Below are 16486 nucleotides of genomic sequence, written 5' to 3'. Positions count from 1 at the left end.
CCGTTCAGTAGGGTTTCTATGATACGGCTGGGTGCAATATTGTTGACCGGCCTGCTGACACTCCCCCTCTGGGCTGCACAGCGAGTTATCAGTTTATCACCCAGCACCACTGAGCTGGCGTATGCCGCCGGTTTAGGCGATAAATTGGTAGCGGTGAGCGCTTACTCCGATTATCCAGAAGCAGCCAAACAGCTTGAACATGTGGCATCATGGCAGGGGGTTAACGTCGAGCGAATTCTGGCTTTAAAGCCAGATTTGATCCTCGCCTGGCGCGGCGGTAATCCACAGCGCCCACTGGATCAACTGGCAGCTTTTGGTATTCCGATCCTCTATTCTGATCCGATTAACCTTGATCAGATTGCATCTGATCTGGATAAATTGGCGCAATACAGCCCACATCCAGAGCAGGCACATCAGGCAGCGGAGCAGTTCCGCCAGCAGGTTGCGGAGTTACGCAGCCGTTATGCACGTAATGAGCCACTGCGCACCTTCCTCCAATTTGGCACACAACCCTTATTTACCAGCTCTGGCCACACCTTGCAGAGCGAAGTCGTTTCGCTGTGCGGCGGTAAAAATATTTTTGCCGCAAGTCCCGTCCCTTGGCCGCAGGTCAGCCGAGAGCAAGTAATGACCCGTCAACCACAGCTGATCGTCGTCGGTGGAACACAGTCACAAGCCGATAACGTCAGCGCTTTTTGGCAGCCACAAATTGACGCACCCGTCATAACCCTTAATGAGGACTGGTTTAATCGTGCTGGCCCACGTATTCTGCTGGCCGCTAAACAGCTGTGCCAACAAATGGCCAGTATCCCAACCCCGGTGGCGGAGTCACATTAATGCTGGTTTATTGGCTGGATATTTTAGGTACTGCGGTATTTGCTATTTCTGGTGTATTACTGGCGGGGAAGTTACGCATGGACCCATTCGGGGTACTGGTATTGGGGGTGGTTACCGCCGTCGGTGGCGGCACTATTCGCGATATGGCACTGGCTAATGGCCCCGTGTTTTGGGTAAAAGATCCAACCGATCTGGTGGTCGCAATGGTGACTTGTCTGATAACCATTTTGTTAGTTCGCCAGCCCCGACGCACCCCGAAATGGATTCTGCCAGTGCTTGACGCCATTGGTTTGGCGGTATTCGTGGGTATCGGCGTAAATAAAGCCTTTGCTGCCGGGGCCAGCCCATTAGTGGCAATTTGTATGGGGGTTATCACCGGTGTTGGCGGCGGAATTATTCGTGATGTTTTAGCGCGTGAGATCCCCATGATCCTGCGAACTGAGATTTATGCCACAGCCTGTATCATTGGTGGCATCGTTCATGCCACGGCGTTCTATACTTTTAATATGCCATTGCAACAGGCGATGATGCTGGGCATGGGCATTACCCTCGGTATTCGGCTTGCCGCTATCCGCTGGCGCTTAAAATTGCCCACATTTGAAATAGAACATTGATAGATTCATTGGCTGAATTTATGTAATTCAGATCTTCAAGTTCTTAAATAATCAGTCATTCCTTTATTGCGCCAGGCAACATATCGCTGAGTAGCAATAGTCCGATGACACAACTGATTTACTGTAGAATGGCGATTCAGATGATAAAAACCGCGACGGTGAAGGTTGCGGTTTTTTTATACCAATATTGCGGCAAACGGACTAAACGCTAAAGGAGGAACCGCAGCCACAAGTGCTCTTCGCATTCGGATTAGTGACGATAAAACGTGAACCTTCTAACCCTTCGGTGTAATCCACCGCACCACCAACCAGATATTGCAGACTCATTGGATCAACTACCAATTCAACACCTTGCTTCTCAATGGTCATATCGCCATCGTTGATTTGGTCATCAAAAGTAAAGCCATACTGGAACCCGCTGCATCCGCCACCGGTAATGTAAACCCGCAGTTTCAGATTCGGGTTTTCCTCATCAGAAATCAGCAGTTTAACTTTCTTCGCCGCTGCCTCGGTAAACTGTAGGGGCAGTACTGTTTCATCGCTCATACTCATCACTCCCAACCGGTGTTCGAGTTGCAGGTTACTACAATGGCAGCCTGATCTAAGGATCAATTATCCAATACCTGAGTAATTCATTCAAGTATTGCTGGCTAATGTTATATATTATCTGCCTGTTTGAGCATCATTTTCAACCACCGCCTGTTGCGCGGCCGCTTGCGCTTGTCTTTGTAATGTGCGGGCTAAGATAGCAGAATACAAGGGTTTCCCCCCCATAAACTGCGCGATTAATGTCGCCCCCAGGCATGTCACTATCATTGGTAAAATAAGTTGATAGTTATCGGTCATTTCCAAAACCAGCACCAAACCGGTCAGCGGCGCACGAACTGAAGCGGCAAACAGTGCCCCCATACCTGCGATGGCAAAAGTCCCTACCTCAATGCCATATTGCGGGAATAGATGCGCGCAGGCCAGACCAAAGGCGGTTCCAAGAATGGTTCCTAATGCCAGCATCGGTGCAAATATCCCGCCCGGAGCACCTGAACCAAAGCACAGTAAGGTAGTGACAACCCGCACAATAAATATGAATAGCAGCATACCAATACTAAAGTTGCCCGCCACCGCGATAGGGATCAGCGCAAAACCACCGCCAACTGCCTCACCATGAATCAATGCTAATAAACCGCACATTCCTCCTAACAGGCCGCCAATCAACACCAGTTTACGCCAATCACCGCCATGAAAACGCATAAACATATCTTGTGTACGGAATATTAATGCATTGAAAATCACCCCCACGGCACCAAAAACAATACCTAACAGCAGGTAGAGCCATAAGGTATTCAGCGGAACTTCACTCAACTTACCGACATCAATAACTGAACGTTCGCCATTAAAATAGCGATAAACAATAGTCGAAGTAATGACCCCAACAAAGACCGCTTTGATCGAAACCAGGCTGTAACGGAACTGCGAGCGCATCTCTTCAATAACAAACAAAATCCCAGCCAGAGGTGCGTTGAATGCCGCAGACAGACCGGCTGCCGCACCGGTGGCTAATAATGAGTGACGGGCTTCAGGGCTGCGCAACCGAAAGATATCCACAACCATGCGCCCACTATTCCCCCCCATCTGTACCATCGGTCCCTCACGACCTAATACCATACCCGCCCCCAAAGTACCGAGGCCGCCGATAAATTTAACCGGAATAACCCGCCACCAGCGCACTGGCCGCATCTCTTCCATCGCTCCCTCAATTTCGGGTATCCCCGAACCACCCGCCTCCGGCGCAAAACGACGAACCAAAAAATAGCCCATCATTGCCAGCAGAGCCGACATAATAAAAGCCAGCGGCCACACCAGAATCGCATAGTCAGCCACCTTCGCCAGTGTTGCCAACCGCTGTTGCTGAATCCAATCAACGCCTCTATCAAATGCGACACCGAGTAAACCGGTGATAACCCCGACGAGAGCGGCCATGAGAAGGATCACCAACGGCGTCTTATCACGATTAACCAATGCTCTGATAAAGCGACCACGCTTAAGTTCAGTGACACTTTCAGCAGCAATATTTGATGTTGAATCAGTCATAATTAATATGTTTATCGATTAGTTAATAAGTAATACAAATATGCAATTGCGTAAGTCTAACGCAGTTACATATGATGCGCCTGCTTAAGCGCTGGAGAAATGATCTGGCTCAGAAAGACGCTTTTATTGATAGCGACTGTTATTTCTGATGATTTGCGGCACGCCGCGCAAGCTAAGCGTTAAATATGCCCAATCATTTGATAACCGCTGTCAGTTCTTTAGAATAAGCAGCATTCTTCATTTGGCCTGAGTGAGCCAATACCAATTTAGGAGCCAGTTTATGAATAAATCTGAAACTCTGTATGCCGAGGCAAAAAAGTTAATTCCAGGCGGGGTTAACTCTCCGGTACGTGCATTCACCGGTGTTGGGGGCATTCCGCTATTTATTGAACGTGCTGACGGCGCTTATCTGTTTGATGTCGATGGGAAGGCTTACATTGACTATGTTGGCTCTTGGGGGCCGATGGTCTTGGGCCACAATCATCCGGCTATCCGCCAGGCGGTGATTGAAGCCGTTGAACGTGGTTTAAGTTTCGGTGCGCCAACTGAAATGGAAGTCAAAATGGCTGAGTTGGTCACTAATCTGGTGCCAACAATGGACATGGTGCGAATGGTCAACTCTGGTACAGAAGCAACCATGAGTGCTATCCGCCTGGCACGGGGCTTTACTGGCCGCGATAAAATCATCAAATTCGAAGGTTGCTATCACGGTCACGCGGATTGCCTGCTGGTAAAAGCAGGTTCCGGCGCATTGACCCTCGGCCAACCAAACTCTCCAGGTGTCCCTGCCGATTTTGCCAAACATACCCTAACCTGTACCTATAACTGTCTGGCCTCCGTGCGGGAAACCTTTGAGCAATACCCACAGGAAGTCGCTTGCATCATCGTCGAACCGGTTGCAGGCAACATGAACTGCGTTCCGCCGTTACCGGAATTCCTGCCTGGCCTGCGTGAATTATGTGATGAATTCGGTGCCTTGCTGATTATCGATGAGGTCATGACCGGCTTTCGTGTCGCCTTAGCCGGCGCGCAGGATTACTACAAAGTAGTTCCTGACCTGACCTGCCTGGGTAAAATCATTGGTGGTGGTATGCCGGTAGGTGCTTTCGGCGGCCGTCGTGATGTTATGGATGCGCTGGCACCGACTGGCCCGGTTTATCAAGCTGGCACGCTGTCCGGTAATCCTATCGCTATGGCAGCCGGTTTTGCCTGTCTGACCGCAGTCGCACAGGTGGGTATACATGAAACGCTAACTGAACTGACCGATTCATTAGCAAACGGTCTGTTAAAAGCAGCTAAAGCAGAGAATATCCCGCTAGTGGTAAATCATGTCGGAGGCATGTTCGGTATTTTCTTTACTCACGCTGAAACTGTTACCTGCTATCAGGATGTGATGAATTGTGACGTTGAGCGCTTTAAACGTTTCTTCCATTTGATGCTGGACGAAGGCGTCTATTTGGCTCCTTCCGCATTTGAAGCAGGTTTTATGTCTGTGGCACACAGTAAAGAAGATATCCAGAAGACTATCGATGCCGCCCGCCGGTGCTTCGCTAAACTTTAATCTTGGATAATTGATTTCAAATAGATAGAAAGCCATCTCTTTACTGAGGTGATTTTAAACTACAACAGAAAACCTGAGTTCTGTTTTCCACAGAATTTAGGTTTTTTTTCAATCTGCCCGCCCAAAGATACTAAAACAAATAGTTTATCTATCACTTCGTCATGATTAAAAACATAAATGTCTATCATAAAACAATTAATAACGTTATTAATTTTAAATTAATTATTTTTAATGAAATAACAAGCTAATTTAAGTTGTATTAATGAAAAAACAAATATTAAATACATGTTATGTGCTGTGATAACAATAGGAAGCTGAGATGGGCTACAACATTTACTCTCAGATTTTGGTAATAACTCAAAAGAATGAGAGCGAATCTAAATGAATTAGAAAGAGGATTTTATGACGCAAACATCGAATGTATATAACAATGAAAAAGGTAGTTTACTGTCCCATTGGCAACCAGAAAACACAACATTCTGGGAGCAGACAGGGCAACATATAGCCAAGAGAAATTTATATATTTCCATTGCCTGCCTGCTATTAGCATACTGCGTTTGGATGTTATTTAGCGCATTAGCCGTAAATTTGAATCATATTGGTTTTACTTTCTCCTCAGAGAAATTATTTCTATTGGCAGCATTACCCTCTGTGTCAGGAACATTATTACGTATTCCTTATTCCTTTATGGTGCCCATCTTCGGTGGTCGCCGCTGGACTGCAATTAGTACTGGCTTTTTGATTATTCCTTGCGCCTGGCTAGGATTTGCCGTGCAGGACCTGTCCACAACCTTCGAAACCTTTGTTCTTATTGCACTCCTTTGCGGTTTCGCCGGTGCAAATTTTGCATCCAGCATGGGAAATATCAGCTTCTTTTATCCAAAGGATAAACAAGGGCAAGCTCTCGGTTATAACGGTGGTTTTGGTAATCTGGGCGTCAGTGCCATGCAATTGATTGTACCCGTTATAATCTCAATTTCTTTATTCAGCTTTTTTGGCAGTGAAGGTAAAGAATTAGCCAATGGCGAAAGAATGTGGCTAGAGAATGCAGCATGGATCTGGGTGATTCCGTTGAGCATCGCAACCTTACTGGCCTGGTTTGGTATGAATGACCTCGCAATACAGAAACCCTCATTAAATAGTCAATTGGGGATTTTAAAAAATGGTCACTTATGGGTGCTGGGGCTGTTGTATTTCGCCTCTTATGGCTCCTTTATTGGCTATGCGGCAGCTTTTGCCATGTTATCGACCGTCCAATTTCCTGAGATCGAGATTTTATATTTCGCCTTTTTTGGGCCATTCCTTGGGGCATTGGCCCGTTCTTTAGGTGGAATCCTTGCTGACCGCTTTGGCGGGGCTTTAGTGACGGCGGCAAATTTTGTCTTGATGGCAATCTTGATATTGATGCTGATCTTCACCTTACCAGATGCTAACAACAACGGCTCGTTCGCAGCTTTCTTCTGTATTTTTATGATGTTATTTGTTACTGCTGGTTTTGGTAGTGGTTCAACCTACCAGATGATCGCCGTCGTATTTCGTAAAGTCTCCGCTAACCGGATTAAAGCACAGGGCGGTAGTGATGAAGATGCCCAACGCCATGCGGTTGCAGACACAGCAACAGCATTGGGTTTTATTTCTGTTATCGGTGCGTCTGGTGGTTTCTTTATTCCTAAAATCATGGGTTCTTCGCTGGCAATGACCGGGTCTGTCATTACAGCCATATTATGTATTTTAGCATTCTATGCTCTATCGGTTGTTGTTATTTGGTCTGTTTATGGCAGAAAGAAAACAGGCTAACACCCGACAACATACCAGGAATTAATGACACAGATAAAAAGGAGAATGCATCATTTTATTATCGATGTTAATTATATTATGAATATCCCCGACCAAAGCGGTGTGCTATAAAATGAACGAATACTATTCAGAGAATAACATTACTGCCATGATTATTAATGGACAAAATATGTGATGAAATCGTGGGGATTTCTTTTAAAACTGCACCACCCAATGTCATATTTGTATATCACATTGGTGGTGCAGTTGACTGACAGTAAAATTACCGCCCTTGTTTGCGTAATAAATAAACAAAATACGGTGCACCGATAAACGTCGCTAATAACCCTGCAGGGATCTGGTTAGGAAATAGCAACATCCTCCCACACCAGTCGGCAAATATCATCAGTAGGCCCCCCAACATTGCGGCAATCATCAGTTGGGGGATGGCACGGCGGAAACCGAGCATACGAGCCATATGGGGTGCCATCAGGCCAACAAAACTTAACGGGCCGACTGTCAGCGTAGCGGCGGCGGTTAAACAGGCGGCTAGCAGTAAAATCGCTAACCGGCTCGGTGCCAGCGCCATACCTAATGATCTGGCCGTTGCCCCTCCCAGTGACAGGATAACTAACCAGCGGCGGCACAGCGGTGCTAACGCTATCAATATCACGGCAATTAGCCCAGTGGTCAATGCCTGCTGGCTACCAACAGCGTAGGTTGAACCTGAAATCCATGCCAGCACTCCTCGCATACGTGGATCGCCACTGGCCAGCAACATGGTGATTACGGTGGTAAAAGCGGTGCTGATCGCAATGCCCGCCAACAGCATTCGACCCGGAGAGAACCCCCCTCGCCCGGCAACCACCATAATCAGTAACAGCGTTACCGCCGCGCCTAAACTACCCGCAGGTAGCAACCACACCAATGCATTACCCGGTACGATAAATAACATAATCACGACACCAAACGCTGCCCCCGAGCTAATGCCCAGCACTTCAGGGCTAGCCATTGGGTTGCCGGTCAGTTTTTGGATTAAAGTTCCTGCTACCGCCAGCATCATGCCAGCAGCCAATGCTGCCAACACCCGTGGCCAGCGCCAGTGTAACAACGCCTGTATCTGATCACCGCTGACCCAACTCCAGCCCTGGCTATCACGTCCAAACATCAACGCGACAATCATCCCCGCCAGCAATAACAGTAAACCGGCACCGACCCATAATCGCAAACGCTGGCGTTCAACCGGAACATGGCCGCCAAAATCCATATTTGGGGCGCTAGCGCTGCGTAAACGCGGCAGCAGCCACAACAGTAGCGGAGCGCCGATTAATGCGGTCGCAGCACCGGTAGGAATCTCCCGCCAAACTTGCGTCAGCCAGATGATGCTCTGATCGGTAACCCATAACAGTAACGCCCCGATGATCGGTGCCAGAATCAAGCGCTGTGCTAACCGTCGCGCACCGAGAATTTTTGCCAGTAACGGCGCAAACAGACCGATAAATCCAATCACACCTACCGCGTTAACTAACATTGCACTGAATAGAATTGCCACACCCAATGCGCTCAGGCGTGCCAATGATAATCCCAAGCCCAAATTACGGGCGATACCGTCATCCAGCCCCAAAAGGGTTAATGGACGAATCAGTAACGCAGCCAATACGCAGGTGATCAATAAGCGTGGCAGAATAAACTGTACGGTACTCCAGTCCTGCTGGTTCAACGCGCCGCTGCTCCACAAAAACAGCCCTTGCAGTTGGTCATAGTTAAATAGCGCCAGCAAACCATTTACCGCACCGCAGTACAGGCCGAGAACCAATCCCGCTAAAATCAAGGTGACAGGCGATAAGCGTTTACCCCAAGCCACGCCAAAAACCAACGCGCCGATAGCCGTCCCTCCGGCCATTGCCGCCAGTTGGCGGGTCAGTTCACCGCCCGGTAGCATCCACAAGGTCGCGACCGTCAAGCCAAGCTGGGCACCGGCGGCTACGCCAAGCGTGGCCGGTTCAGCCAGTGGATTACGCAGCACTTGCTGGAATAACACCCCCACTAACCCCAGCCCGGCACCGGTGAGTAGCGCGACGACCAATCGGGGTAACTGACTGTAATAAAATAACATTTGGCGCACATCATCACTATCTGGCCGCCACAGCGCCTCAGCCCACAATGAAACCGGCAATAATTGGCACAAGTTGTATAGCGTCAATGCTACCGCAGTAATCAAAAGCAAACTCAGTAAACCCGCAGGCAGCAGAAGGCTCTTGCGCGAGGTATTCATCATCATGATGATTTACCCCATGCCTGTTCCAATAAACGGACAAAGCGCATCGCTGACAGCGTCGCACCGTAGAACCAGACCGCAGGTACTGTTCGTAACTGATTGTCGCGTACAAAAGAGATGGATTGCCACAGCGGGGTACGGGCAACTTGTTGTAACATTTCACTATTACCATGCCCGAAATAGATTGCCCGGCCCGACTTTATCGTCGCCAGACGCTCAATGCCCACCACGGTGCTGCCCCAAAAATTGGTTTCGCCCTGCCAGGCATTTTCAATGCCTAAGCTGTTCAAAACATCCTGAAACAGGCTGCCCTGACCGATAATTAGCGCATGGCGAGTATCGAGCAGAGTGAACATCAATAAGGGTGACTGACAATCATCACACAGCCGCAAGCGGGCTGATGCTATAAAGTCGTCAAAGTCTGCAATATGTTGATTTGCAACAGCATCTAGCCCCAAGCGCTGCCCCAGAGTGCGTAATGAGTTTTTACCTACCGCCAGCGGGGAGCTGCCCTGTTCATTAAAAGCAAAACTCATGGAAGGCGCGATTGGCGAGAGTTTTTCTGGCGAAGGGCCATAGCCTTGCGACATTAAAATCAGCGACGGAGCCATCTGTTGCAACAACTCCAGATTTGGCTCAGTACGCTGACCGACATCAATCACACTGGCAGGTAAGTTAGGCTCTTCAACCCATAACCGGTAATTATGAATATCCGCCACCCCATAAGGGGTTACCCCCAGTGCCAGCAGTAATTCAACCGGTAGCCATTCCAGTGCAACTATGCGATTTATATCAATTTGAGGCACATTCGTCGCCCGTCCCGGTAGGGCAAACAGTAGCGGCGACAATGCCAAAGCAGTGAGTAGTCGGCGGCGAGTATAATCCGGTGTCGATGAGTGGCGTTGAACCAAGGTTGACAACATTTTCATTAATAAACGAAACTTACCGGCGCGCCACCGGCCGGATGCGGCAAGATCCCCATGGGGATACCGTAGATTTGCTCCAAGACCTTGCCCTGCATCAGGCAGTCTGCCGGGCCTTGCGCTATCATTTCACCACCGCGCAGCGCGACCAAATGGTCACAATAGCGAGCGGCCATATTGATATCGTGTAACACGGCAATGACGGTCAGGCCACGTTCGTGACTGAGGTGCTGAATTAGCCCCAAAACCTCTACTTGATGTGCGATATCCAGCGCAGAAGTCGGCTCATCAAGCAACAAACAACGGCTGTTTTGTGCCACCAGCATCGCCAACCAGGCCCGCTGCCGCTCACCACCGGACAAGCTGTCCACCAAACGCCCTGCCAGCGGTTTCAAATCGACTAACGCAATCGCCTCTTCTACTTGCAGGCGGTCTTTCTGACCAAAGCGACCTAACGCGCCATGCCACGGATAGCGGCCAATCGCCACCAGTTCACGCACGGTCATCCCTTCGGCTGCCGGTAACTGTTGCGGCAAATACGCCACTTCGCGCGCAAAGGCTTTGCTATCCCATTGAGCCAGCGGCACATCATTAAGCAGAACATCACCACTGGAAGGCAGTTGGTGGCGGCCCAGCATTTTTAACAGTGTCGATTTTCCGGAACCGTTATGGCCAATTAAACCGCAGACTTTTCCCTGTGGAAAGGTAAGTGACAGTGGTTGTAATAAGGTTCGGCCGGGAACCGAGAAACTCAGTTCGCGAAGCATGAAAGTGCTGGGTTGGCTTGCCTGTTGGTCCAAAATGGTACCCTGCTGTGCGCAATTAAAAGTTAACAAATTTGATGGTTATTACGACCCAAACGTTATCGGAAGATAGCGAGAAAGTGAATCGAAACGATAATAGTTATCAAAGTGAAATAATTATCAAAGCAGGTAGTTTATGCGTAACTCACAGCGAACTGCAAGCGCTATACCGTGGCGATTGAATGGGCTGGAATTGTGGGAGGCAGAGGAACGACAGTGATTGGCACGGTTATCACAACCGTGCCAATCAGCAAAACATTACTGACCAAACATATCTTTGATCCAACCAGCGACACCATCGCCATCCGGCTTGGTATCTGCCTGAGCAGGTTGAGCCGCCTGACACAGCCCTTGTGGGTTCTCAGTCCAGACAGGGATGGAGCGCATACCACTGGCATCACCGCAGACAAAGTTACCCGCCGAATCAATGTTCATCTGGCTAATCCCTTCCGGTGGTTGCAATACCAACGGCAGCGGAGTTTGGTTCTCCAAATAGCGGCGATACAGTGTCAACGCACCATTGGCACCGGTCAGTTTCGCCGGGCCATTGTTGTCACGCCCAACCCAGGCGATGGCCACTTCTTTGCCATCGATACCGGCAAACCAGCTATCACGCAGGTCGTTGGTGGTACCGGTTTTAGCCGCCAGAGTGTATTTAGAGAATTTCACCGACAGCGAACGGGATGTCCCGCGCGCAACCCCTTGTTGCATCGCATAAAGTGTCAGATAAGCCGCCTGTGCTGGCACCATGCGTTCCGCCTGCGGGAAGCTCTGATACAGCACGGTGCCATCTTCTGCAATCACCGAACGCACAGCAGACAGCGGCGCACGATTGCCACCACTGGCGATGGTCTGATACTCCTGTGCCACTTCGATTGGCGTCAGATCTATTGCGCCCAACAACATGGCCGGAACCGGAGTAATTACCGCTTTCGGGATGCCCAGACGCTGTAACATAGCACTTATCTGATCCAGCCCAACCGACATACCCAGATTGACCGTTGGCACGTTCAGCGAGTTAGCCAACCCATCGACTAACATCACCTGCCCCCGGAACTGGCGATCGTAGTTTTTCGGCTGCCACGATGTGCCGTTTGGCAATTTGATCGACAGCGGTTGATCTGCAAGCCAGGTATTAAGGCGGTATTTATCCGGCTGGCTCAGGGCGGTCAGATAGGTTGGCGGCTTGGCAAGAGAACCGACCAAACGGCGAGCCTGCATTGCGCGGTTAAAACCGGCATATTGCGGCTGCGCCCCACCGACCATAGCACGTACCTCACCACTGAAACGGTCAACTATCACCATTGCCGCTTCCAGATCATCCAGATGACGGGCCGCTTTCAGCGCTGGAATCCCGTCTTCGATGGCTTTTTCTGCCGCATCTTGTGAAACTGGATCTAGCGTGGTGAAGATCTTCACACCGGACAGATCGTTAATCTTGTCGCCCAGCTTCTGTTGCAGCTCCTGACGTACCATCTGCATAAAGGCCGGTTGGGGCGTAATGACGCCGCCTTTGGGCTGCACACCCAACGGGCGAGCACTGAGCATGGTATAAAGCTCGGCGTCGATAATGCCCTGATTTTGCAACAAACGCAGCACCAGATTGCGCCGTTCAAGTGCCAGCGTTGGGTTACGCCACGGGTTATACAGCGATGCTCCTTTGACCATACCCACCAGCATCGCTTGCTGGTCAAGGCTCAGTTCGTTTACCGGGCGGCCGAAGTAATAGAGACTCGCCAGTGGGAAACCCCGAATCTGATCGCTACCACTCTGACCGAGATAGACTTCGTTCAGATACAGTTCCAGTATCCGGTCTTTGCTGTAACGGTAATCGACCAGCAACGCCATATAAGCTTCGTTAAGTTTACGCCACAGCGAACGCTCATTGGTCAGGAACAGGTTTTTCACCAACTGTTGTGTCAGAGTACTGCCGCCCTGCACCGCTTTTCCGGCGGTCAGGTTGGCGATAGCTGCACGGCCAATAGAGTACGGGCTGATACCATCATGTTCATAGAAATGGCGGTCTTCGGTTGCCAATAAGGTATCGACCAACAAATCAGGAAAGCCGGCTCGTGGCACAAACAGGCGTTGCTCACCATTCGGGGATTGCAACATGGTGATAAGCTTAGGATCAAGGCGCAGGAAGCCAAAATCACGCTGGCTATCCAGATTTTGGATCTGGGCCAGACGATCGTTTTTAAACACCAAACGGGCGCGGATCTGCCCCTCTTTCGCATCCGGGAAATCAAACGGCCGGCGCAGGATATCAATGCTGTCACCCTGAACAGTGAACTCACCCGGGCGCGTCATACGGGTGACCTGCCGGTATTGCATCCCTTCCAGCAAATCGATCATCTCTTTTTTGCTATAAGACATGCCCGGTTCGAGATTAACCATGCGGCCATAGACAGCGGCGGGCAATTGCCAGACTTTGCCATCGATACGGCTGCGAATTTGCGAGTCGAGGTAAACCCCGTAAATAGCCAGCACCACGGCACCGACCAAGAACAGTTTGATAAACAAGCCGAGCCAGCGGCGTTTTTTACGTGGCAGACGTGATGCTACCTTTCTTGGCATCGGTTCTTCCTCATCATCGTAGTCATCATCGTCATACTCTTCGTCATCAAAATGCTCTTCTTCGTATTCATCTTCATCACGCCGCCGGCGCAGTGGCCGTTTCGGTGCAGCTTTGGGTTGGGCTTTCTTGCCCTTACGTCCAATTGGCTCGCGGTCATCCCCAGACATGTCTTTCTCTCCACGCGCGTTGGCGATTATTGCGGCTTATACCCGTCATACTTCAAGCTGCATGTGCGTTGGCTGCGTTCAATCACCCGAATCACTGACTACAGTATACTTATCGGGACTATGAGCCTCATCAGAGGCTCACCCTGCGGGCCAGCGCAAGCGCTGTTCAAAGTGGTTTACAACCAATTTGTCTCTGGCTTGCCGCCTTCCTGCAACTCGAATTACGTTGGGTATCATATATTCCCCAATTTATCGAATAGAAAGGGGAAACATCTGAAATTATTGGCTGTTGGCCAGATGTTGTTAGTTATCCTGATACTTCTTGATCCTACGTGTTGGCCGGGTATTCGCGGGATCATCCGGCCAGACATGTTTGGGATAGCGCCCTTTCATCTCTTTTTGTACCTCGCGATAGGCCCCTTGCCAGAAAGCGGCGAGATCGCCGGTAATCTGCAATGGCCGATGTGCCGGGGAGAGCAGCTCTAGCACTACCGCCACCCGCCCGCTTGCCAACATCGGGCTGTGCTGTTCACCAAACACTTCCTGCAAACGCACAGCTAACACCGGGGGCCGATCAATATAATAGCGGATTAGCAAACGGCTACCGGTGGGCACAGTGTAATGAGTTGGTAGCTCAGTATCCAGTCGTTGACGTAACTGCCAGCTCAACAAACGGGTTAGTGCCTCACTAATATTCACTTGCCGTAATCTGCGCAAATCCCGCACACCGGATAACGACGGCTGCAACCATAGCTCCAGTTTGCCCAGTAAACTGTCATCATCCACTGCAGGCCACGGCTCTTCTGGCAACCAGCGGCTGGCGCATTGTAAGCGGGTGCGGAGCTGCTCGGCATTTTCATCCCAATTAAGGACTTGCATCCCTTGCTCGCGTACCCAGTTTAGCAATGCCGATTGCAATGCTTCATCACTCGGTTTCGCTAATGGTTGCGCCCGTAAGGTTAACCGCCCAATTTGCCAGCGCCGCCAGGCGCGCAGCGTGCCTTTCTCTTCATCCCACTCCACCACGGTGCGTTCTTCAACGAGCTGTGGTAATTGCTTAGCCAGCGATTCAATGTCAATCGGTAATGCCAGTAAAATGCGCGCGTCCGGCCCGCTGTGGCTTTGTAGTAACCCGGCAACCACCAGCCAAGGGGCGCGGGATAACGCCTCGTCTTGTGCCATTGCAGCGCCGATTCCGTTAGCCAGCAGGTAGCGACCATCCTGCCCTCGCTGTTGCGCCACCCTATCCGGATAAGCCTGCGCCAACAATTGACCAGCCAGTGAGCTGTCAATACTGCCAGCGCGTTGATTAAAGCGTTGCGTCAACTGCCTTGCTCGCCGCAGCCAGTGGGGTTGCGGGCGACTAAGCCAATCATGTAAATCAATCTGGCCGGAACGCGGCGGTTCTTCCAAAATGGCTGCCAGCAGCGCCGCCGTTGCCAGTGCGTCGGGGCTTTGTGCTGCACCGGCACACAACATGGCGGCCAGGCGGGGGTCACAGCCCAGCGTCGCCATCGTGCGCCCTGCTCCGGTTAAATGGCCGTTCACATTAATGCCCCCTAACCGCAGCAACAAGTCGCGGGCGACAGCCAGAGCAGCCGATGGCGGTTGATCCAGCCAACTCAATTGCGCCACATCCTGACATCCCCAGTTCAGCAGTTCCAGCCACAGGTTACATAAATCACTATTAAGGATTTCCGGCTCGCTGTATTCCGCAGCCCGCTCGCCCTGATCTTTGGCAAACAGATGCCAGCAAATGCCCGGTTCCAGCCGCCCGGCACGACCGGCTCGTTGCACCATCGATGCCTGGCTGATGCGTTGGGTTGCCAAACGGGTCAGGCCATTTTTGACATCAAAACGCGCCACCCGTTCCAGCCCACTATCCACCACCAACCGAATACCTTCGATGGTCAGACTGGTTTCAGCAATATTGGTTGCCAGCACCACTTTACGCCGCCCGGCAGGGGCCGGTTGAATGGCTTTTTGCTGCTCACTGAGCGGCAGTGCGCCGTACAGTGGGCAAAGGTCAGTATCACCGGCAACTTGGCCGTGTAACCGTTCCATAACGCGATGAATCTCACTGACACCGGGTAAAAAGAGCAGCAAAGAACCGGTTTGCTCGTTCAATAATCGTTTAACGCGATTCGCAACACCGTCCTCCAGCCGTTCATGGCTCGACAAGGGCTGATAGCTGCGATCGACAGGAAAGCTGCGCCCGGCAGAGACAATCGCTGGGGCGGATGGCAGCAATGCAGAAAGGCGCAGGTTATCCAGCGTGGCGGACATAATCAGCAGTTTGAGATCATCACGCAGCCCTTGCTGCACATCAAGTAACAGCGCCAGCGCCAAATCAGCCTGCAAACTGCGTTCGTGAAATTCATCAAGAATCACCAATGAAACGCCGGTAAGCTCGGCATCTTGCTGAAGCATCCGGGTCAGAATACCCTCGGTTACCACTTCCAGGCGCGTGTTCGGCCCCGTTTTGCTTTCGGCACGCATCCGGTAACCCACGGTCTGGCCCGGCAGTTCACCCAACTGCTGCGCCAGGCGATAAGCCACATTTTTTGCTGCCAGCCGCCGGGGTTCTAACATGATAATACGGCCTGACAATCTGCTATATTTCAGGATTTGCAGCGGTAGCCATGTCGATTTACCGGCTCCGGTGGGGGCATGGAGCAAGACTTGCGGTGAGGTTTGTAACGCAGATAAGATCTCACTGAGCACTTCGCCTACCGGTAAAGCCGCTATCTGCGCAGCATTTTCTCTCTGACTCACCACCACATTCTTCCCCATACTCTCTACTTTCATCGTCAGTCATTGTAACATCATGACCGTATAGCGTATTTAGCCGAGTGATTATG

General features: G+C 50.8%; 11 protein-coding genes. 4 read left to right on the top strand and 7 right to left on the bottom strand.

Annotated features, from left to right (window positions below):
• Positions 1–18 precede the first annotated feature (18 nt).
• Complete coding sequence (gene btuF / locus AT01_RS16095) at positions 19–837, top strand: vitamin B12 ABC transporter substrate-binding protein BtuF (protein ID WP_144404952.1); 819 nt, start codon at positions 19–21, stop codon at positions 835–837.
• Complete coding sequence (locus tag AT01_RS16090; protein ID WP_042547859.1) at positions 837–1451, top strand: TRIC cation channel family protein; 615 nt, start codon at positions 837–839, stop codon at positions 1449–1451. Before btuF ends, AT01_RS16090 begins: the two co-directional genes overlap by 1 nt.
• A 201-nt stretch (positions 1452–1652) precedes the next feature.
• On the opposite strand, the gene erpA is transcribed toward AT01_RS16090, so the two are convergent.
• Both erpA and clcA read right to left on the bottom strand, forming a co-directional pair.
• Positions 1653–1997: an iron-sulfur cluster insertion protein ErpA gene (erpA, locus tag AT01_RS16085; protein WP_004704282.1), complete on the bottom strand. Its 345-nt coding sequence runs from the start codon at positions 1995–1997 to the stop codon at positions 1653–1655.
• Between the two features lie 117 nt (positions 1998–2114).
• Positions 2115–3539 (bottom strand): H(+)/Cl(-) exchange transporter ClcA, encoded by a 1425-nt coding sequence (gene clcA, locus AT01_RS16080; protein ID WP_042547858.1) that lies wholly within the window; start codon positions 3537–3539, stop codon positions 2115–2117.
• Positions 3540–3819: 280 nt separating this feature from the next.
• Here clcA and hemL point away from each other — a divergent pair, with 280 nt between their 5' ends.
• Together hemL and AT01_RS16070 are read left to right on the top strand one after the other, a co-directional pair.
• Positions 3820–5100 carry a glutamate-1-semialdehyde 2,1-aminomutase gene (gene hemL / locus AT01_RS16075; protein ID WP_042547857.1) on the top strand — a complete coding sequence of 427 codons (1281 nt, stop codon included), beginning with the start codon at positions 3820–3822 and terminating at the stop codon, positions 5098–5100.
• 402 nt (positions 5101–5502) lie between these two features.
• Positions 5503–6897: a NarK family nitrate/nitrite MFS transporter gene (locus tag AT01_RS16070; protein ID WP_042547856.1), complete on the top strand. Its 1395-nt coding sequence runs from the start codon at positions 5503–5505 to the stop codon at positions 6895–6897.
• A gap of 262 nt (positions 6898–7159) precedes the next feature.
• Here AT01_RS16070 and fhuB read toward each other — a convergent pair whose 3' ends face one another.
• The 5 genes from fhuB to hrpB form a co-directional block, all read right to left on the bottom strand.
• Positions 7160–9157 carry a Fe(3+)-hydroxamate ABC transporter permease FhuB gene (gene fhuB / locus AT01_RS16065; RefSeq protein ID WP_042547855.1) on the bottom strand — a complete coding sequence of 666 codons (1998 nt, stop codon included), beginning with the start codon at positions 9155–9157 and terminating at the stop codon, positions 7160–7162.
• Positions 9154–10083, bottom strand: coding sequence for a Fe(3+)-hydroxamate ABC transporter substrate-binding protein FhuD (gene fhuD, locus AT01_RS16060; RefSeq protein WP_042547854.1), 930 nt, complete (start codon positions 10081–10083; stop codon positions 9154–9156). Before fhuD ends, fhuB begins: the two co-directional genes overlap by 4 nt.
• Positions 10083–10877 (bottom strand): Fe3+-hydroxamate ABC transporter ATP-binding protein FhuC, encoded by a 795-nt coding sequence (gene fhuC, locus AT01_RS16055; RefSeq protein WP_042547853.1) that lies wholly within the window; start codon positions 10875–10877, stop codon positions 10083–10085. The genes fhuD and fhuC overlap by 1 nt, the downstream gene beginning before the upstream one ends.
• A gap of 261 nt (positions 10878–11138) precedes the next feature.
• Complete coding sequence (gene mrcB / locus AT01_RS16050) at positions 11139–13625, bottom strand: bifunctional glycosyl transferase/transpeptidase (RefSeq protein ID WP_042547852.1); 2487 nt, start codon at positions 13623–13625, stop codon at positions 11139–11141.
• Between the two features lie 303 nt (positions 13626–13928).
• Positions 13929–16418 (bottom strand): ATP-dependent helicase HrpB, encoded by a 2490-nt coding sequence (gene hrpB, locus AT01_RS16045; RefSeq protein WP_042547851.1) that lies wholly within the window; start codon positions 16416–16418, stop codon positions 13929–13931.
• Positions 16419–16486 lie beyond the last annotated feature (68 nt).

The sequence above is a fragment of the Yersinia aldovae 670-83 genome, assembly GCF_000834395.1.
Classification (GTDB): Bacteria; Pseudomonadota; Gammaproteobacteria; order Enterobacterales; family Enterobacteriaceae; genus Yersinia; species Yersinia aldovae.
This window is presented reverse-complemented; position numbering and strand designations above follow the sequence as displayed.